The 18,369-nt window shown below is 61.6% G+C and carries 19 protein-coding genes; 13 read left to right on the forward strand and 6 right to left on the reverse strand.

Features of this window, described 5'->3' with window-relative positions; genetic code table 11:
* Positions 1–1,593, reverse strand: a complete 1,593-nt coding sequence (locus VNX23_RS02410; protein WP_325627574.1) for an SUMF1/EgtB/PvdO family nonheme iron enzyme — start codon at positions 1,591–1,593, stop codon at positions 1–3.
* A 591-nt stretch (positions 1,594–2,184) separates the two neighbouring features.
* On the opposite strand from VNX23_RS02410, the gene VNX23_RS02415 reads away from it, so the two are divergent.
* On the forward strand, positions 2,185–2,559 hold the full coding sequence (locus VNX23_RS02415) for a hypothetical protein (RefSeq protein ID WP_325627575.1): 375 nt from the start codon (positions 2,185–2,187) through the stop codon (positions 2,557–2,559).
* Positions 2,560–2,616: 57 nt separating this feature from the next.
* Here the strand turns inward: VNX23_RS02415 and VNX23_RS02420 are convergent, their stop codons facing one another.
* Together VNX23_RS02420 and VNX23_RS02425 are read right to left on the reverse strand one after the other, a co-directional pair.
* Positions 2,617–3,972: a polysaccharide deacetylase family protein gene (locus tag VNX23_RS02420; RefSeq protein ID WP_325627576.1), complete on the reverse strand. Its 1,356-nt coding sequence runs from the start codon at positions 3,970–3,972 to the stop codon at positions 2,617–2,619.
* Positions 3,973–4,051: 79 nt separating this feature from the next.
* Positions 4,052–4,819: a polysaccharide deacetylase family protein gene (locus VNX23_RS02425; protein ID WP_414642939.1), complete on the reverse strand. Its 768-nt coding sequence runs from the start codon at positions 4,817–4,819 to the stop codon at positions 4,052–4,054.
* A 245-nt stretch (positions 4,820–5,064) separates the two neighbouring features.
* Here VNX23_RS02425 and VNX23_RS02430 point away from each other — a divergent pair, with 245 nt between their 5' ends.
* From VNX23_RS02430 to VNX23_RS02465, 8 genes are all read left to right on the forward strand, one after another.
* Complete coding sequence (locus VNX23_RS02430) at positions 5,065–5,415, forward strand: helix-turn-helix domain-containing protein (RefSeq protein WP_325627578.1); 351 nt, start codon at positions 5,065–5,067, stop codon at positions 5,413–5,415.
* 74 nt (positions 5,416–5,489) lie between these two features.
* Entirely contained in the window at positions 5,490–6,308 is an 819-nt protein-coding gene (locus VNX23_RS02435; protein ID WP_325627579.1) for an aldo/keto reductase, read from the forward strand.
* A gap of 122 nt (positions 6,309–6,430) precedes the next feature.
* Positions 6,431–7,087 carry a glutathione S-transferase family protein gene (locus tag VNX23_RS02440; protein ID WP_325627580.1) on the forward strand — a complete coding sequence of 219 codons (657 nt, stop codon included), beginning with the start codon at positions 6,431–6,433 and terminating at the stop codon, positions 7,085–7,087.
* Positions 7,088–7,211: 124 nt separating this feature from the next.
* Positions 7,212–7,397 carry a hypothetical protein gene (locus tag VNX23_RS02445; protein WP_325627581.1) on the forward strand — a complete coding sequence of 62 codons (186 nt, stop codon included), beginning with the start codon at positions 7,212–7,214 and terminating at the stop codon, positions 7,395–7,397.
* A 127-nt stretch (positions 7,398–7,524) separates the two neighbouring features.
* On the forward strand, positions 7,525–7,893 hold the full coding sequence (locus VNX23_RS02450; protein WP_325627582.1) for a YidB family protein: 369 nt from the start codon (positions 7,525–7,527) through the stop codon (positions 7,891–7,893).
* A 313-nt stretch (positions 7,894–8,206) separates the two neighbouring features.
* Positions 8,207–8,410: a hypothetical protein gene (locus VNX23_RS02455; protein WP_325627583.1), complete on the forward strand. Its 204-nt coding sequence runs from the start codon at positions 8,207–8,209 to the stop codon at positions 8,408–8,410.
* Between the two features lie 148 nt (positions 8,411–8,558).
* The gene (locus tag VNX23_RS02460; protein ID WP_325627584.1) at positions 8,559–9,578 is read left to right on the forward strand and encodes a hypothetical protein; all 1,020 of its coding nucleotides are present in this window, start codon (positions 8,559–8,561) and stop codon (positions 9,576–9,578) included.
* 190 nt (positions 9,579–9,768) lie between these two features.
* Entirely contained in the window at positions 9,769–10,209 is a 441-nt protein-coding gene (locus tag VNX23_RS02465; RefSeq protein WP_325627585.1) for a DUF1489 domain-containing protein, read from the forward strand.
* A gap of 43 nt (positions 10,210–10,252) precedes the next feature.
* Here VNX23_RS02465 and panC read toward each other — a convergent pair whose 3' ends face one another.
* Positions 10,253–11,104 carry a pantoate--beta-alanine ligase gene (gene panC / locus VNX23_RS02470; protein WP_325627586.1) on the reverse strand — a complete coding sequence of 284 codons (852 nt, stop codon included), beginning with the start codon at positions 11,102–11,104 and terminating at the stop codon, positions 10,253–10,255.
* Positions 11,105–11,390: 286 nt separating this feature from the next.
* Here panC and VNX23_RS02475 point away from each other — a divergent pair, with 286 nt between their 5' ends.
* From VNX23_RS02475 to VNX23_RS02485, 3 genes are all read left to right on the forward strand, one after another.
* Complete coding sequence (locus tag VNX23_RS02475; RefSeq protein WP_325627587.1) at positions 11,391–12,314, forward strand: division plane positioning ATPase MipZ; 924 nt, start codon at positions 11,391–11,393, stop codon at positions 12,312–12,314.
* A 339-nt stretch (positions 12,315–12,653) separates the two neighbouring features.
* A complete protein-coding gene (locus tag VNX23_RS02480) occupies positions 12,654–13,520 on the forward strand; it encodes an alpha/beta fold hydrolase (RefSeq protein WP_325627588.1) in 867 nt (288 codons plus the stop codon).
* Positions 13,521–13,686: 166 nt separating this feature from the next.
* Positions 13,687–14,439, forward strand: coding sequence for a VWA domain-containing protein (locus tag VNX23_RS02485; RefSeq protein WP_325627589.1), 753 nt, complete (start codon positions 13,687–13,689; stop codon positions 14,437–14,439).
* A 39-nt stretch (positions 14,440–14,478) separates the two neighbouring features.
* On the opposite strand, the gene VNX23_RS02490 is transcribed toward VNX23_RS02485, so the two are convergent.
* Positions 14,479–14,823 (reverse strand): DUF302 domain-containing protein, encoded by a 345-nt coding sequence (locus tag VNX23_RS02490; RefSeq protein ID WP_325627590.1) that lies wholly within the window; start codon positions 14,821–14,823, stop codon positions 14,479–14,481.
* Positions 14,824–15,010: 187 nt separating this feature from the next.
* Here VNX23_RS02490 and VNX23_RS02495 point away from each other — a divergent pair, with 187 nt between their 5' ends.
* Entirely contained in the window at positions 15,011–15,739 is a 729-nt protein-coding gene (locus tag VNX23_RS02495; protein WP_325627591.1) for a DnaJ domain-containing protein, read from the forward strand.
* 174 nt (positions 15,740–15,913) lie between these two features.
* Here VNX23_RS02495 and VNX23_RS02500 read toward each other — a convergent pair whose 3' ends face one another.
* The gene (locus VNX23_RS02500) at positions 15,914–17,749 is read right to left on the reverse strand and encodes a serine hydrolase (RefSeq protein WP_325627592.1); all 1,836 of its coding nucleotides are present in this window, start codon (positions 17,747–17,749) and stop codon (positions 15,914–15,916) included.
* Between the last annotated feature and the right edge of the window lie 620 nt (positions 17,750–18,369).

The following is an 18,369-nucleotide window of genomic DNA, read 5'->3' on the forward strand; positions in this document are numbered from 1 at the left end:
TTAAGGGGAGAGAGCCACCCGGAAGCCGTGGGTTGGATAGCGCACGTTGGTATCGTAGCTGTCGCGGTTCGCCGGCCGGATGTAGCGGGCATCATTCTTCCACGATCCGGACCTGATGACGTGCGAGGTGCAGTCGTTGCCGGTCCAGGCTGAACCGTCGGCCGGCGCGCCCTGGTAGTTCTTGTGCCAGCAGTCCTCGACCCACTGATCGACGTTGCCGCCCATGTCATAGAGGCCAAATGGATTGGCCCTGAAACTTCCGACCTTTTCGGGCTGGCCGACGGCGGCGCTGCCGCAGTCCTTGCAATTGGCCATCCCGGGCTGCAACTGATCGCCCCACCAGTATTTCGTTTGCGTTCCCCCGCGCGCGGCAAACTCCCACTCGGCTTCGCTCGGAAGCCGGTAGGCCTTTCGCGTCGCTTCCGAAAGCCAGGTGACAAATTGCCTGGCATCGCTCCAACTTACATTCGTGACCGGCGCATCGTCTTTTCCCGTCGCCTCGAAGCCACACGCCTTGGCGGCAAAACATGCATTCCATTCCTGGACGGTGACCGGAAATTTGCTGATGGAGAAGGGCTTGATGGCCACCTGATGGGCCGGCCGTTCCGAAAGATCGTCGTTGCTGCCCATGGCAAAATTGCCGCCTCGCAGCGCAACCATTTCAGGTTCCCGCACCGACGGAGCGGATTGCGCTGCCGGAGCAATCGCAGGCTTGGGCTGCGGCAGCGCCGCGGCATCCTTTGCGGCGGGACTGGACGAAGGTACAGGCTGAGGCTGCGGCGGGATCTGTTGCGGCGGCGATGGCGACACCGAAGGAAGCGGCGGCGCCGTCTGCTGGGCGGGAGGCGCGCTTGCCACTTTCGGGGATTCGACAGGAGCGGGGGTTGCTACATGGTCGAGCATTTTGCTGCGGGTCTGCATCAACAGGTAAGCGAGAGTACCCCCGGCTATGACCAGCAGCGCGAAACTCAATGACCAGATGAGAATGGTTTCGCGGCGCCTCGGGCGTCGAAGAGCGGCCGGATCGGAAAGTACGCGGTAGACCCGCACCGGATCGGTGATGTTCTTCACCTTGCGGTCCCCCAGCGACTCGTATCCGCAGACCAGTTTGTGTTTTATCTGCTCGTAGATGCCGCCCGAAATAAACACCTCGCCCGGCTCGGCGATCCCCTCGATCCGGCAGGCAATGTTGACGCCATCGCCGTAGACGTCGTCGGTTTCAATGATGACGTCGCCGAGATTGACGCCGATCCGGTACTCGATCCTGGAATGGTGCGGCATCGATGCATTTCTGCCGACCATGTTCTGTTGGATGACAATGCTGCACCGGACGGCTTCGACCGGGCTGTCGAAAGTCGCAATGAATCCGTCGCCGGTGGTTTTGACGAGCCTGCCGTGGTGCTCGAGAATGCTCGGCTCTATCAGATCGCGCTGGATCCGTCTGACGCGCGCATGCGTTCCTTCCTCGTCCTGCTGCATCAGGCGGCTGTAGCCGGCGATGTCGCCGGCGATGATCGCGGCAAGGCGACGTGGCGCGATGCCGTTCGGCGGCTCGCCGTGCTTCCCGGGTTTGAAGTCGCGGATTTCTCCCATGCCTGGAGACTCCACAAACAACAAATGGCGTCTGAGCCTTGCGCTCAAGAAGAGAGCCGACTGCAAACTATCATATCGCCCAAAGGACGTCTAACAGACGCAATGCGTCGACACCCTGATCACGCTGGTAGGCGATTATTGAATGGGCAGCGTGGATGGTTGCATCAAGTGCATCCGCCGAACTTGAGGACGAATTCGACGAGACGTACCTTCTGGCCACACTGCGGAACTATCGCGCTGGCCCTCGAGAACAGGCGGAGGGATCCAAAGGCTCTTCAGACCTCAAGGAGGAGCTTTTTTGACCGTACCGTCGGTGTGAGCTATTGCAAAATACCGGCGAATCTACATGCTTCGCCGCAACAAATGCCTCAAACTGCTGAGTCGGCCAAAACCGGGCACTGCGGGCCAAGAATTCCCGTGATTCCGCCATCGGGCCGCGTCGCGGATGCTTGAGCCTGACGTCACCAACGAGGGCGTGGGGGGACGATCAGCTGGAGCCCAGCGAGTCCGGGCCTGCGGCGGAAATCCTCAGAGTTCGTTCAACAGAGTGCGTACGAAGGCCCTTCTGGTCTGCCGAGGACGGAACCACGCATGATATTCCTGAGCTACGCCTATCGCTTTCTCTCCAACTTCATCTTCCTGGCGCTGGTCTACTACAGCCTGAACTTCATGGAGAAATACCACCAACGCGCCATCGTCGCGATTCTGGTGCTGATCTTTGGCGCGATGCGCGGGGCCTCCACGCTGCGGTCATTTTATTTCTTCCAGCGCATCGAGCGTCTCGAGGGCGAAACGCGCCGTCTTTCGGCCATGACTGGCGACGGGCCTTCCGCATCGGCGCAGCGAAAGCAGGTGATCTCAGAGGTTTCGGGCCTGCGTCATGCGGGCGAAATCAAGGCCTATATCGACCTTTTGTTCCTGGCCCTCGTTGTTCTCCTGTGCGTCTCGAAAATCGTGACGGACTGAGTTTGGAACTTCTCCCTCGCGCATGGTTTCGTTGCGCAAGTCCAGCTCAAACCGGCGTCACACGTTTCTTCTCTTCACCTGCGGGGGGCGGTGCGAAGTTGCTGCCGGCGCGCCGGCGCGTCCGGCGACCTTGGCCTTGCCACGTCGCGCATCACGTCCATGTCGGTTCGCAATATAGGCTTTCCCGCGGGCGGGATGAGGCGACGCGCTTGCGCGCGCAGGGGCAGATCTGGCGCGAGCCTCACGCGGGCTCGTGCCGGCCTGCTCCCCGCGGCGCGCGTTAAGATCGATCTCGCTCATCACTCTGCGCAGCCCTTGCGGGATCTCAAAAACGGCTTGCGCCGGGGCGGGCAGGGTCATTGCGGCATTCTCAGGCCCAGCTTCGATAACCTGCGGAAAGCGAACCTCCGGCGGCCTGGAGCGGTCGACCGCCTTCGCTATCGCGATTGGACGCGCGTCAAGCAGATCGAAATCGGACAGCGAAGGCGCGGGAAGCTCGCCATTGTCGGCAAATACGAAATTGGGAACCTCGGGCCAGCGCGTAACCGCCATGTTTTCTGGCGGCGGATGGAGCCGCCATTGCTGCGGTTCGGTCGGTGTCGGCGGCCGCTCCACAGTCGCCGCCACCACATGGACGATGTGGTAGCCGCGCGCCTTGAGTTGATCGAGGATGCGCGGCAACGCGGCGACGGTTCGCGCATGAATGTCGTGCAGCAGCAGGATGCCTTTTCCCGTGGCTTCAAGGCGCTTCATCGCGAGGTCGTAGACGCGCGCGGAGGAAATGTGGTGCCAATCGTCGGCCAGAAAATCGGCGCTCCAGACCTGCATCCCCTGTTCGGCCAGATAGTTCTCGACGCTGTCGGCGCGCAGCAGCCCGGGAATTCGAAAAAACGGGGCGAGTGACTGATCGGCGTCATCGCCCAGCGCCGCTTTCACCGACGCAATGCCCTCATCGATCTCCTTTCTGGCGCGCTCGATTGCCATTCGGTTCATGCTGAGCGGATGATTCTGGGTGTGGGTGCCGATGGTATGGCCGGCGTCGCGGAGCTTGCGGACACCTTCGGGAGACGACTGGGCCATGCGCCCGATGGTGAAGAACGTCGCCTTCACGCAGCGGGAAGCAAGAATTTCCAGAATCTGATTGCTGTAGCGCGGCAGGGGGCCGTCGTCGAAGGTCAGCACCACTTCATGATCGGCGAGCGGCAAGGTTTCGGCATATTGCATGGTGCCGATCCGCGGATGCTCCTTCGGATCGACCACAAGCGTGCGCGAGGTTCCAAGTGCGTCCGGATGGCCGGGGCAATCGGAGGCCGAGGCCGCGGGCGCGACCAGGCAAGCAACGAGGCAAGCCGCAGTCGCCCAAGATCCCTTCCGAACGCGAGCCGCAACACAGCGCATGAAAAATACCGCCATGCCTTTCGATTGCGCCGATCATTGCATACGCAAGATGAATGCGGCCTAAATTATATAACTTTCACAGCTGATTTCGGATTCAAGGGGCTTTGGCGGAATCGAGCGAGGCACCTGTCACGTGGACGACATGGTAGCCGTTGTCCTTCAGGTAGCGCAAAAAGGCAGCCAACATGGCCGCGGTTTGGGCTTTGGTGTCATGGAACAGGATGATCCCCTTGCCCGCCGCCTTCAGCCGTGCCGCAATGAGTGTCAGTTCCTGCTTCGGCGCCATGGGATTCCAGTCGCTCGCCCATAAGTCGGCGCCGAACACCACGATTCCTCGCGACTGCAGGAGAGCGAGGGTTGCCGGCGTCGACTCAAATCCGGGAAAGCGAAAAAACGGCGTCGTCGGGGTGGTCGTGGCATTCCCATGCAGCGCCATTTCGACCGCAGAGATCCCGCGATCGATCTCAGCCGTGGTCTCGCCCGGTTTGATCCGCATCTGGCTGCGATGCGACCAGGTGTGATGCCCGATGGTGTGGCCCTCGTCGGCGATCCTTCGCACCAGGTTGGGATGTTCGGCGGCGTTCTTTCCAATCATGAAGAAGGTCGCCCGGACGCATTCCTGGGCCAGCGTCGCCAGCACCCGCGATGTCGTCGCGGGCCACGGACCGTCGTCGAACGTCAGCACGACCTCGTGCTCGGCAAGCGGCAGTGTCTGGGGAAAACTCTTCAGTCCGACGCGCGGCGTGCTCGCGGCATCGACGCTAAGGACACGCGATGTGCCGAGCGTTCCCGGCCGCGGGCATTCCGCAGCCTGCGCTCCCGCGATCCAGGCGATTGCAATCAGAACGCTTGCGCTCGTCAGTTTCATATGCTGCGAAACCCTTCCGGCGATATCCGGGGCGAGGAAGCCGGCCATTGATATGCATCATGACGAACCGTTTGGCATCCTGCCAAATCAGTCCGAGCTGACCGGGGTACCGACGTGGCCCGATCGGGTGCCGACGTATCGTTAATCAAGCCTTAACGCCCATCGCTGACAATTCGGGTGGCGCGGCATGATTCCGGTTCGGTGGCTCGGCTCCGCGTCTTGAAAAATCGAGATCGACCATGCAGCGCCTGCGGCTGAAAGCGGACGGACGAATCGTCGAAATAAGGGACGGGCGCGAATTTCCGCTGGCGCCGACGGCCTTTGCTGTGCCGCCAACCAGTTCGGTCGCAGCAAAATCTTGCATCCCAGAGGCTGAGGGGGCGCCGGCCGTTCGCGATCTGCGCCGCCGCGCCCGCCTGACACAGCTTGAATTCGCAAGCCGGCTCGGCGTCCCCGTCGAGACCATTCGCAACTGGGAGCAGGGCAAACGCATGCCGCGCGGACCTGCTCGCGCGCTGCTTGCCGTTATTGCCCACGCGCCGGAAACCGTGTTTTCCGCGCTGGCCAAGACCTTAGCGCAAACCGCTTGAGCCCTTAAGAACCTTGATCCCGCTCCGCCGTTGTTGGAAGTCAGGACGAGAGCGGAAGAAATGGGGTTGCAGCCATGCATTTCATCGAGGCCAAGGGCGCGAGCATCCCCGCGATCGGGCTCGGCACATGGGAACTGCGGGGACGCACTTGCGCGCGCCTGGTCGAGCAGGCACTCAAGCTCGGCTATCGCCACATCGACACCGCCCAGATCTATGAGAACGAACGCGACGTGGGTGACGGGTTGCGGGCCTCGGGGATCAGGCGCGACGAGGTGTTCGTGACGACCAAGGTCTGGACCACCCATTTTGCGCCCAACGATCTCGAACGATCGACCAGGGAAAGCCTTGCAAGGCTGCGGCTTTCCAACGTCGATCTGCTGCTGCTGCATTGGCCAAATCCTCACGTGCCACTGGCTGAGACGCTGGGGGCGCTTGCGCATGTCAAAAGGCTCGGCCTGAGCCGGCACATCGGAATCTCGAATTTCACGGTGGCCTTGATCGAGGAGGCTACAGCGCTTTGCCCGGAGCCTCTGGCGTGCGACCAGGTCGAATATCATCCGTATCTCGACCAGACCAGGGTACTCGATGCCTGCGCGCATCACGGCATGGCGCTGGTCGCCTACAGTCCGATTGCGAAGGGCCGGATCAGGAACGATCAGCCGCTGTTGCGGATCGGGCAAGCCTACGGCAAGACGGCGGCGCAGGTGTGTCTGCGCTGGCTGGTTCAGCAGAATGTCGCGGCGATCCCGCGGACTTCGAAGATCGAACGGCTTTCTGAAAACATGGACATCTTCGATTTCCAACTGTCGGAGGCGGAGATGCACCAGATCTTCCAGATGAGAAGCGCGAAAGGCCGGCTCACCGATTACGGCTTCGCGCCGAAGTGGGACTGAAACTTCGCGCCGAATGCTGCCATATGGACCAGATGGCGGCAATCACGGCCATTTGGCCGTGGCTTGAATGCGCGCCGAACGACATGCCAAAATGACACGCTGGAAAACGGAGTCCCGTTCCAATGGCGCTGAAGCTTGTGATCGGCAACAAGAACTATTCCTCGTGGTCGATGCGGCCATGGCTGGCGCTGCGCGCCAACAACATAGAATTCGAGGAGGTTTTCATTCCGCTTTATACCGGCGCTCCCGGTAAACAACGGATCCTCGACGTCACGCGCTCCGGCAAGGTGCCGGTGCTGATCGACGGCGACATCACGGTCTGGGATTCGCTGGCGATCATCGAATACGTGGCCGAAAAATTTCCGGAAAAGCGTTTGTGGCCGCTGGAGCAGGCGCAGCGGGCGCACGCGCGTTCGATTTCGGCCGAGATGCATTCCTCGTTCGCTGGCTTGCGCAACGAGTGCGGCATGAATCTGCATCGACCGATTCGAGCCATCGAATTGTCGGCTGTTGGTCGCGCCGATGTCGACCGCATTCAGGAGATCTGGACCGAGTGCCGCGAGCGATACGGAAAATCCGGGCCGTTTCTGTTCGGCGCCTTCGGTGCGGCGGATGCCATGTTTGCGCCTGTCGTGCATCGCTTTCGCACCTATGCGATTGCGGTGACACCCATCGTGCAACGCTACATGGAGACGATGATGGCTTTGCCGGCGTTCCAGGAATGGACGAACGCCGGGCTTGCCGAAACGCTGGTCATCGAGAAGTTCGAAACGGTATGAAGCGGAAAGAGCCGGGGCCCGGCTTTTTTGGTCGAACCGTGGGAACATTTTTGTGTATCTGGTTGGAACAATATCGTCTCTCGGGCGTGATGTTCCCGCTGCGGGTGCTTCAGGGGACTGCACGATGATCGGAAAACGGTATTGGACGCGTCAGGCGGTGACGCTTCTCAAGTTTGCGACCCTGACAAAGAACCCGGAGCTGGCTGCGGTTCTGATCGAGAAGGCCGCCGATCTCAAATCGCAGGTCGACGACGCAAATCCCCCGAAGGACGTTAGTCCGCGGGCCCCGGATGTCGAGCCATCCCCTTGATTACCCCGAAAAGCCTGGCGGTCGGCGCCAAGATCGGTAGTAGGATTCGCTGCTTGACCTGACCCGTCAAAAGCAGTCTGATTCGAAAGCCCGACGTCGCCTATTCAATGCAAAAGGGGTTTCGGCCATGGGAATTTTTGATTCATTGGAAAATTCGCCCGCCTTCAAGAGCGCGCTTGGTCAACTCGAAAGCGCGGTGCTTCCGGTCGTGTTGGGCGAGGTGTTTGGCACTGGAAGTCAGGGTGGACTCAATGCGATCGTCGCCAAACTTCAGCAGGCAGGTTTCGGCGACCAGGTGAAGTCGTGGCTGGGTAACGGTCAAAATCTGCCGATCACCGCCGACCAGCTCAAGCAGGTTCTGGGCAGCGACGCCGTCAAGCAATTGGCCGCGCGCTTCAATATTCCGGTGGATCAGATTACCCAGATCCTGGCGCAGCAGCTTCCTGCCGCCGTGGATCGGGCGAGCCCGGATGGCAAGTTGTCTCATAACGCCTGAAGCTCGGCGCTGTTGAGCCCGCCCACATTCCGTCCAGCGGGTGGAGGCGCCTTGCTCGCGATTTGTGGTTGTACTCGGCCCGCCTCGGGCGGGGGATTACCCATTTTGGCCAAAAAATCTGCCTTTGCTTGCCGCGATTGGAAGTGACCCGCAACCCGGGGTTGCCCTTTATCTCACTGAAAAACCAGCAAAATTATCGTATTGGCCATGTGCAGACGGGCTGGCCAAGCGAAGCTCTGGCGTGCTATACCACCAGCCGATTTCAGTCGGCCACGCAAGCGGGACGGTAGGCGAGGGCCGACGGTTTTGCGTGATGGAGAGCGCGTTGAAGCACAAATACAAGGTTGGAGCGTCAGTCTATTTCACCGCCAGCAACGTGTCGCGTCCGGCTGCGAGCGGAACGTATGAGGTCGTCCGTTTGCTGCCGACCGAAGGTGATGACTGTCAATACAGGATCAAGAGCTCGACCGAAGCGTTCGAACGGGTGGCCAAGGAAAGCCAACTTGCACTTTCCTGAGGCTGCGCGAGGGGTGGATGAATCGCATTTCATTCTCACCCGCCGTCAAAAGGCCCCGTTCGCTGATCCATGCTGCGAAAGCTGAATGCGGGAGATTCGGCGCCGATTTTGCCGAAGGCATTGAGTGCTGCGCTGAGGGACATCGCGCATGAATTGGGCCTGGGGCAACTTACTGGATCAGGTCTGGCGTTCGCCGGCTTTTCCGACGTGGCTGACGCTGGCGGCCGCAGGATTCTTCGGCGTTATCGTCATCGTCACCCTGCTGCGCGCCGAGAAGTCGGTGGCGAACGGCGCGCTGACGGTCATCGCGCTGTTAGCCGTCGGTGTCGCGGTTGCCGCGACGATCCCCGGTTTCGGAGGGGCCGGCTCCTCAGCGGACAGCGGTTCTCAGGCATCGATTATCGCCACCCCTGCACCGCTTTCTTGCCTGGATGATCTCGCCGGAGAGCCGGTTCTGACGGCTTGCGAAAAGGCGCTGTTCAGCTCCGCCGAACAGGCAGCCGCGGCAGTTTCCTATGCTTCTTCGCAGATCACCCGGCTCACCACTTTCGGCGATGTGGTGGCCGCCAACAAGAACATGACGGCGGAGCAGCAGGCGCTGCGTCACGCGGTCGAGCACGATCGGTATGGGCTGATCGCCTATGTGTTGACGGTACGTGACAACTGTACCCCGTCGGATTGCGCCGCCTTCCGCCTGATCACTGATCGCAAGCAGATCGCCTCCAATATGGAAGAGCGCGTCTATGAGACCACGATCTCACGTTACGCGCCGACCTGGATTGCCCCGCCGGCACAGCCGCCGATGCCGGTCGCGGCACTTGTGCCGGGAGTGCCGACCGGAAGGCCGACCAATGCGGAGTTTCCAAGTTCTGCCTCGACCCCGCCGGTCAGTATCATGACGCCCGAGCCCGGAACGTCGACGGGGTCCGTTCCGCGCGCGACCGCACCGTCCGCCAATGCAGCGCCGCCCTCATCACGGCCAGCACCTGCCACCTCGCCTGCGCCGGCGGCCAATGCACCGTCGGCGCGGCCCACATCTTCTGCCTCGCCGACGCTTGCGGCGGCCAAAAAACAGCCGGCACCAAAACCCTCGCGCACGCCCGCGCCCGCGGCAGCGCCGGTCTCGATCGCACCAGCCGCGCCTGCGCCGGCAGCTTCGAATGAATGATCGTTTCGGCTGCCGGCGCTGAACGCCAGGGGCGGCGAATCGGCGCCCGCTAGCTGACGGTTCGCAAGCTTTCGGAAGCCAATCTCCACCGGAATCTATACTTGCCCGGTGGTCCTTTGATTGCAGCTTTCGTAGAACTGCCCCGCGGAAAAACGGGAAACAAACGTTCAGAAATTGGATCGCCGGATAAATGCCCCTTCATCTCGTCAAGCTTTGCGTCGGTTGTGACTCCGTGAAAGAGCTCAAAGCCTGGATCGCCGAGCGCATGTCGGCCGCCAGGAAGAAAGGGCTGCCACTCCACCATATCCATGTCACGCGGATGACGCCCAAGCGTACCGACGAGTTGCTCGCCGGCGGCTCGCTTTACTGGGTCATCCGCGGCGAAATCGCAGCCCGCGAGAAACTTCTTGCGATTGAACCGTTCCGCGATCGCGATGGCATCGGACGATGCCGCCTGGTGATGCAGCCGAGGGTGATTGCGGTATCGCCGCGCCCGATGCGCGCGTTTCAGGGCTGGCGATATTTCAACGACGATGCGGCTCCCCCTGACCTCGGCAAGAAAGCCGCCGCAACCGTGGCCGCGATGCCCGAGCCGATGCGGCGCGAATTGCGCGATCTCGGCCTGCTCTGAAGCGAGGACCGCACCGGCTTCGGAGCGCCAGTCTGCGCCTTCTTCACACCGCCAGGTTGTCGATCAGGCGGGTTTTCCCGATTCTTGCCGCCACCAGGATCCGCAACGGGCGCTCGGCACTCGATGCCACCGGCGCGAGCGTTTCGGCGTGTCGGACCTCAAAATAATCCACCGCGAACCCGGCATTGCTGATCATCGCGGCGCCGCCAGCCATCGCGGCTTGCACGTCGTCGCCCGCGCGCAACCGTTGGGCGCATTGCTTCATGGCCTGGAACAGGACGGGCGCGGCGATGCGCTCTTCCACCAAAAGATAGACATTGCGCGAGGACATCGCGAGCCCATCGCGCTCGCGCACGGTTCTGGAACCGATCACCTTCACGCCAAGGTCGAGATCGGATGCCATGCGCGTCACCACACGCAGCTGTTGAAAGTCCTTTTCGCCGAAGATGGCAAAATCGGGTCGACATTGTGTGAACAGTTTGCCGACCACGGTCGCCACACCGCCGAAGAAGTGTGGCCGGAAGCGATCCTCAAGACCCGCGGTCGCCGGTCCCTCGGTGAGTATCCGGGTCGCGAAGCCCTCCGGGTACATCGTCTTCACGTCTGGATGCCAGACGAGGTCGATATTTTCCGCCTTGAGCCTGGCAATGTCGGCCTTCCAGGTGCGGGGGTACGAACCGAAATCTTCCGACGGGGCGAACTGCGTGGGGTTGACGAAGATCGACACCACGACCCTGCGGGCATGCCGTTTGGCCTGCCGAACCAGCGACACATGTCCGTCATGGAGCGCTCCCATGGTCGGCACGAGAGCGATCGTGGACTTTTTCGCGCGAAAGCCATCGAGGGCGCGTCGCAACGCAGGGATGGTACGGGCGATCACGGGGCTTGACGGCATTGGAGCTCGATTCTCTCGAGGTCGGAAAGACTCGGGCGACTGGCTTTGCGGCGGGCAAGTCAATCTACCAAGGACGACGCCTTGCCGCCAAGCGGGCAGGGCACCGATTCGCAAGCCGATCGCGATTGCAGCGTTCCGGAGTCACCTTCGCTTCGCCGGCGCGACACGCGCGATGTTGCCGATTCACTATGAAGGCAGGCGAAATCGCGAATCAAAGAGTGCGCCTGCGCATTTCGCTTGACCGCAGTCGCGCGTAATTTGAAGATGCCGACAGAGGGGACGAACAATGCTGGTGCAGACAAGTCAGGGCCAATCCGCCTCGGCTCATGTCGTTGTATTGGGGAACGAGAAGGGTGGCTCGGGCAAATCCACCACCGCCCTCCACATCGCGGTCGCTTTGCTGAAAGCCGGCCAGCGCGTCGCCACGATCGATCTCGATTGCCGCCAGCAGAGTTTCACCCGTTACATCAATAATCGCCGCGCTTGGGCAACCCGCACGGGACTCGATCTCGAGATTCCCGTCCATTATTGCATCAAGCTCGGCCAGACCATGCAGATCGCCGACAACGAATCGTCCGAGTTCCAGCAATTCGAGGCGGCGGTGAGGGCGGTCGAGCACACCTTTGACTTCATCGTCATCGACACCCCCGGTACCGACAGCTACCTGATGAGGCTGGCGCACTCGATGGCCGATACCCTGGTAACTCCGATCAACGACAGTTTCCTCGACTTCGATGTTCTGGGAACCGTCGATCCTGAGACATACTCGGTGACCGGCGAGAGCCATTATGCAGAGATGGTGCGCGACACCAGGCGCAAGCGTCGCCAGATCGACGGAGCCAGTACCGACTGGATCGTCGTTCGCAACCGGCTGTCGATGCTGGGCTCACGGAACAAGCAGCTCGTGGCCGAGGGCCTCAACGAATTGTCCCTGCGATTAGGCTTTCGTTCGATCGATGGTTTTGCCGAGCGGGTCGTCTACCGGGAATTCTTCCCGCGCGGGCTCACGGCGCTCGACAATCTCAATGAGGCGACGCTTGGAACGCGCCCGAGCCTGGGCCATGTGACGGCCCGCGAGGAAGTCACAAGCCTGCTGCGTCAACTCAAGCTGCCGCTGGACGAGCGCGGCCGCAGGCGCGCCGCCAATCGTGCCGAATGGTTCAGCCAGGTCGACAAGCAGATTGATTTCCACGACATTCTGGAAGCCTGAGCAGGCGGTAAGGAGCCACGGTCGGACTGATGCCGGAGCGGCGGAGGCCTAACGACGTCGGCGGCCGATAGCCCGTTTTTTACCAAAGCCTTGTTTTACCGGCCTTTTACCCAAGTTCTGAACGCAGCATTGATGTCTTGCGCCAGATCATGATGCCGCTTTCGGGGGCGTCCTATACTTCCTCGTTGCCCAACGGATAGGTGCGTCGCACAATGATAAGGCGGCGAAGATTCAATCTTTGGTCTTCCTGTCGCCTGTGTGTGGATTATATTAAGAAACTGTGACCGCAGTGTTCCGCAGATCCGGACTAATCAGGCGTCGGCTGCACCGAGGACGAAAATGAAACGTGGAATTGCCGTTCTGCTCTCGCTTTCTACGCTGGTCACGATTGCCTATTTCACTGCGACCAAATGGGCGATCCGCCACGAAACGCTGATGTTCTACGATCCGGCGCGCGGCAATCGTCCTGTCGAGATTGATGTAGCGGTCCGGCGCGACAAGGAGTTGCAGGCCAATGCCGGCATGATCAAGCTGCCGGTCGCAATCCTCAATCACGGCAACACAGTTAAATTCACCGAGTATTCTTTCCTGGCGAACGTCTTCGCCGCGCGCGGTTACCTGGTAGCCAGCATCCAGCACGATCTTGCAACCGATGCGCCGCTGGTGACCAAGGTCGGCGAGCTCTACGTCGGACGCCTGCCGCAATATCATCGTGGCGTCGCCAATATCCGCTTTGCCCTCGAACAGCTGGAGAAGGTCCAGCCGAACGCCGATTACGATCACCTGACCATGGTCGGGCATTCCAATGGCGGCGACATCTCGATGTACTTCGCCAAGATGTATCCCGATCAGATCAAGAAGATCGTGACGCTCGATAATCTGCGCGTTCCATTCATGACCGACGGCCGATTCAAGATTTTGTCGTTCCGCTCGAAAGACTCCGTCTTCAAACCCGATCCCGGCGTCGTTCCGGACGACGAAATCTGCGAGAAGGCAGGAATCACGGTCGTGCGCACCTCGTTCCAGCACAACGATATGCGCGATACCGGACCGGATGAGGCCAAGGCCTCGATCCAGGGCATGCTCGACAAGTTCCTCGAGGACGAAAGTCCGCTGCGACCGACGCCAGTTCAGCCGCCGCCGACGTCTCCGACGATGACTGATGCCGGACCGGTTGCGCCCTTCGCACCGCCTTCCCATAACTGACGAAAAAGCCGCGCGCTCTCGATGCGGCCGCTTGGAAACGCCGACGCCTTGCATTGAAGAGCTTGATCGCTGCCCACATAAGGCTGGCGGACGGCGGTCCGATTCTGACATTCGCATCCTGTTGCAGCGGGCACCTTTGTGAACGCTGCAATCAAAGCGAGCCTTTATGTCCGGCGAACCGATCAAACCGAAATCTGCCGACAAGGCATCCGAAGCCGGCAAGGAAGGTTCGTTGCCGGAGGCAAGGCCGTCGGCTTCGGAAGACATTGCTGCGTTCGTCGCGCGAGCGAGGGCGATGTCGCCGCATGCGGCGGGAGCGCGAGGCCGGTTGATCTTCGCGCTCGACGCCACCATGAGCCGCCAGCCGACATGGGACATGGCCTGCGCGCTGCAGGCGGATATGTTTCGCGAGGCAGCCTCACTGGGCAGTCTCGACATCCGCCTCGTCTATTATCGCGGTCTCAATGAATGCCGCGCATCAAGCTGGATTTCAGACAGCGCGCAGCTGGCGAAGTTGATGGGCAAAATTGACTGCCGAGGCGGCAATACCCAGATCGGCAAGGTGCTGTCGGAGGCGAGACGGGAGGCCGTCGCATCGGGCGTGCGGGCCATGGTGTTTGTCGGCGACGCCATGGAGGAGAGCGTCGACGAGCTCTGTATCAAGGCCGGCGAACTTGGCATGCTCAAGGTGCCTGTGTTCATGTTTCAGGAGGGACATGACGGAGTCGCCGAACATGCGTTCAGGGAAATCGCGCGCCTGACGGGAGGAGCATGGTGCAGGTTCGATCCGGGCGCGGCGGCGCAGCTGCGCGAGCTGCTTCGCGCTGCGGCGGCCTATGCGGCCGGCGGCCGCGAGGCACTGCTACGGCTGTCGAAGCGCGGAAGCAGCGCGGCCAAGCTGCTCGGCCAGATGAAATGATCTCTGATCGGTGCTTCCAGACGGGGCGGACGATCGCGGTCATTCCGATATGGCCTCCTTGGCGAGCGCATTCAGTGCGGCGGTGAGGTTGCCAACCGCTGTTTCGGCCCCGCTCAGGCCATGGCGCTGCGCAAGCCAGGCGGGGTCGTTGAAGGAAAGCCAGGTCTCGCCTGAGGCGTCCTGCCAAACCAGAGCCTTCAAGGGCAAATCTATTCCGATCGTCGGAGCGGACTGCATCAGCGGCGTGCCACCTCTGGCATTTCCGAAAATCAGCACCTCGGTCGGATTGAGCGGCATCCCGACGGCCGAGGCGCCGGCGGCGTGATCGATGCGGGCAAACACCGTCATGCCCCTCGCTTTGACCGCCTCCTCAAGCCTGTTCATGGTTTCCCGAGCGCCACGATGGCTTTTGATCGTCGTTAACCCCGGCACTTGCATTTGCGCGCTCCACCGCGGATCCGCCCACGATACGGCATCGCACCCCACGGCGCCAACGTACTTGCCGTGGCCGCCGGCGGCCTTGTCGTCGGACCGGCATGCTTTTTGTCGCTGGCCGCATTATATTATACCCATGCCAACGCTGATCGCCGGCGTCGTCGCCGTTATCGTTCTCTACTCGCTCCTGCAGATGTTCCGCGCAGCCAATCCGGCTGTGCTCGCCCGCGCGATCAGGATCGTCGGCGGCGTGGTCGCGCTGGCGGTTGCCGCTTTCACCGGCATCAGGGGCGAACTTGCGGTCGCCGTGCCTCTCGGCATCTTTGGCGCCGGTCTATTGGGCTGGTCGCCGTTCGGAATGTCCGGTTTTCCCAATATCGGGGGACTGTTCGGGATGGGTGGGCAAGGCTCGCCCGGACGGGCGTCAACCGTTCGCTCCCGCTATTTTGAAATGACCCTGGACCATGACAGCGGCGGCCTTTCCGGCCGCATCATCGCCGGGCCCCATGTCGGTCACTTGCTGGAGGAATTCGATCTGCCGCAGCTCCTGCAGATGATCCCGGAGCTTGACGCCGACAGCGTGCCGTTACTTGAAAGCTATCTCGACCGCAGGTTTCCCGCTTGGCGTCAGAACGCGCAAGGTGATGCGGCAGGGCGGCAGAGCCGCCCGGCGACGAGCGGTAAAATGACGGACGAGGAGGCTTACCAGATCCTTGGCCTGAAGCCGGGGGCGGGGCGCGATGAGATCGGCCGGGCGCACCGTGCGCTCATGAAGAAACTGCATCCCGACCAGGGGGGGTCGACGTACCTCGCGGCCCGGGTAAACGAGGCCAAGGAGGTTTTGCTTCGTACGCATCACAATTAACTCCGGCACGCCAACACGCCGAGAATCACGAGCCGCTTCTGCTTCCGATTGACGCTTGGTAAGCGCGCGCCGGCTGGCGATCCTCTATCGGAGCAGATTAAACTGGAAAATCTTGACGAGAAGTTTTCAGGGCCCCTGATTTATCCGGGACTTTGCGCAGGATAACGCCGTCGGTCAGTTCCGGACGGTAATACAGGACATCTCGCTGCGCCGGAGCGTGCGGCAGACCGCCTCGGCCTGATCGCGATCGAGCCCGGCAAAGCGGGCGCGGAACAGCTTCTTGTCGCCCTTGGCGAGCACCTGCTCGGTGAACGGATCGGCCTTGTTGAGCAGGCCGTGCGCCTGGTTGCGCGCTGCTTCGATACGCTGCCGTGCCTCGCTTTCGCTTTCCAGCGCACCCACTTGAACAATCCATCCCGTGTGAGCAGCCTCCGGCTTGCTGGCGCCGTTCTGCGGATTGGACTGCGACTGGGGACGCGGGGCGGGATCGGCGTAGGCCAGCGCCTGGGAGGAGGGAGAGGGAGGAAGGCTCGATGCGGGCAAGACGCCGAGGATACCGTTGCCGGTGCCGTGGTTCGCCGGCTGCGGTGGCCACTCAGGCCTTGCAGCTTCTGCTTTTGCCGTCTCAGACCTGGCCTCGGTCTTTGCGGCCTCGACTTTTCCAGTCTCGGACTTTCCGGTTTCAGCTTTGGCGACGATTGCGTTCGATGTCTCCGCAACTTCCGCCCGGGGTGGTATCGCGCTCGTGATCGCCGCCGGCGTCGGCTGGGCGGCGCCAGCCGAAGCCAGCTTGGCGCCCGCCTTGATCTGGACCGTCTTCACCTTGACCGGCTTCATCGGTTCGGACGAGCCGGGAATGGCCGCGATCGCCTGAGTCTGGATCACGCCGCTGGTCAACGGCGCCGGTTCGGTCTTGGCCTCGGATTTGGACTCCGGCCTGGCGTCGGACTTGTTGTCGGACCTCTGCTGGGCCAGGGCCGCCGCCGTTGGCGGAATCGCACTTCGCAACGCAGATGCGGCCTGAGGTTGAACCGTTTGCGCCGGCTGGATGGCCGCCTCCGTCTCGGCGACACCGGCGTTGGCGGAATTGCGTTCGGTGATCGCAGCGACGGTGCGTTTGCTCGATGCTTTTTCGAGATTTTCCGCCAGCAGGTTACGCATGACGGCGTCGCGCGAGCCGCCGCTGCGGCCGCCCATGACGACGCCCACCAAATGCCGGTTACCTCTGCGTATCGATGTCACCAGGTTGAAGCCGGACGCGCGCGTATAGCCGGTCTTGATTCCGTCGACGCCCTCGACCGTGCCCAGAAGGTGATTGTGGTTGGAGATCGAATGGCCGCGGAAGGTGAACGACACCGTCGAGAAGTAGCGATAGTAACGCGGAAAGCGGTCCTGAATGGCGCGGCCGAGCGTGGACTGGTCGCGGGCAGTCGTTACCTGCTCGTCGTCGGGAAGCCCGGACGCGTTGCGATAGACGGTTTTGCTCATGCCGAGAGAGCGCGCCTTTCGCGTCATGAACTCGGCGAAATCGTCTTCGTCGCCGGCAATGGCCTCGGCGATCACGACGGCGGCGTCGTTGGCCGAGCGCGTCACCAGTCCCTTGATCGCATCTTCCACGCGGATGGTCTGACCGGGGCGCAATCCGAGTTTGGTCGGCGCCTGTTCGGCAGCGCGCGCCGAAACCGGCATTTCCGTATCCAGTTTCATCTTGCCGCTGTCGAGGCGCTCGAACAGCAGGTAAAGCGTCATGATCTTGGTGAGCGAGGCAGGATGGCGGCTCGCATCGGGATTGCTGGCCGAAAGCGTCGCCCCAGAATTGGCGTCGACGATGATCGAGGAAAACGCCGGGCTGTAGCTCTCGCGCGTCTCATTGTGATGGCGCACATAGTGATGCCGGTAGCGGCGTGCCTCGGCGGTATTGGTGGTGAAGGTTAGAGCGGTACTGACCGCGACGAACCCGAAGAACCAGGCTCGCGAAAAACGCGAGGAAGCCAAGGTTGTGCGAAGCATGAACTTCCCCGTTCCCCAATTTCCGTCTTGATCACCGGCCCGTGAGGCCAAATTATGCCCAAGGGCCGGCTACATTTTTCCGCTCCAGGACCGGAAAACGAGCGCTTGCTCCGCCGGGCCGCCCGCTCAGTCCGCCATTCAAGCTAAGGCGCTGCAGGCAAACGGATTTCAACATCGGTTCGGAGCCGGACGGCCCTCAAATGAGGTTAGGTGTCGACGGTTTCCAAAAGATTAAGAAAGCCTTGCGCCAATCGCCCCGATTCGGCGCGAACTCGGCGGTATTTGTGCATTGCACAAATCCTATTTGAGGGGCAAGGGACCTCCGGTCTCGCAACGAGGCGGTCGCCGCCTGCGCAACCAACCTCCCGAGCCATCGCAAGCCCATACGGCGACGACGCGAAGAAATCCGTCGAAGACGGCAGGGCATTTATCGAAAAGCTTTTCGGGCGTGAAGTCGCTCGACAACGGACTCGAAGTGCAAACCGAGTTCGCGAACTCCGGATACCTTCGTGGCTGAGTCGCAGAAGATCCCAGGGCTTGCTCGCCGAGCAGTTCGTGAAACCATCGTTTCAAAGTTTACGGCAGCGGCCAGCCATCGATCGCGGTGCGGTTCCTGGCAG

Origin of the sequence: Bradyrhizobium sp., assembly GCF_035570375.1 — a bacterium.
Lineage (GTDB): Bacteria > Pseudomonadota > Alphaproteobacteria > Rhizobiales > Xanthobacteraceae > Bradyrhizobium.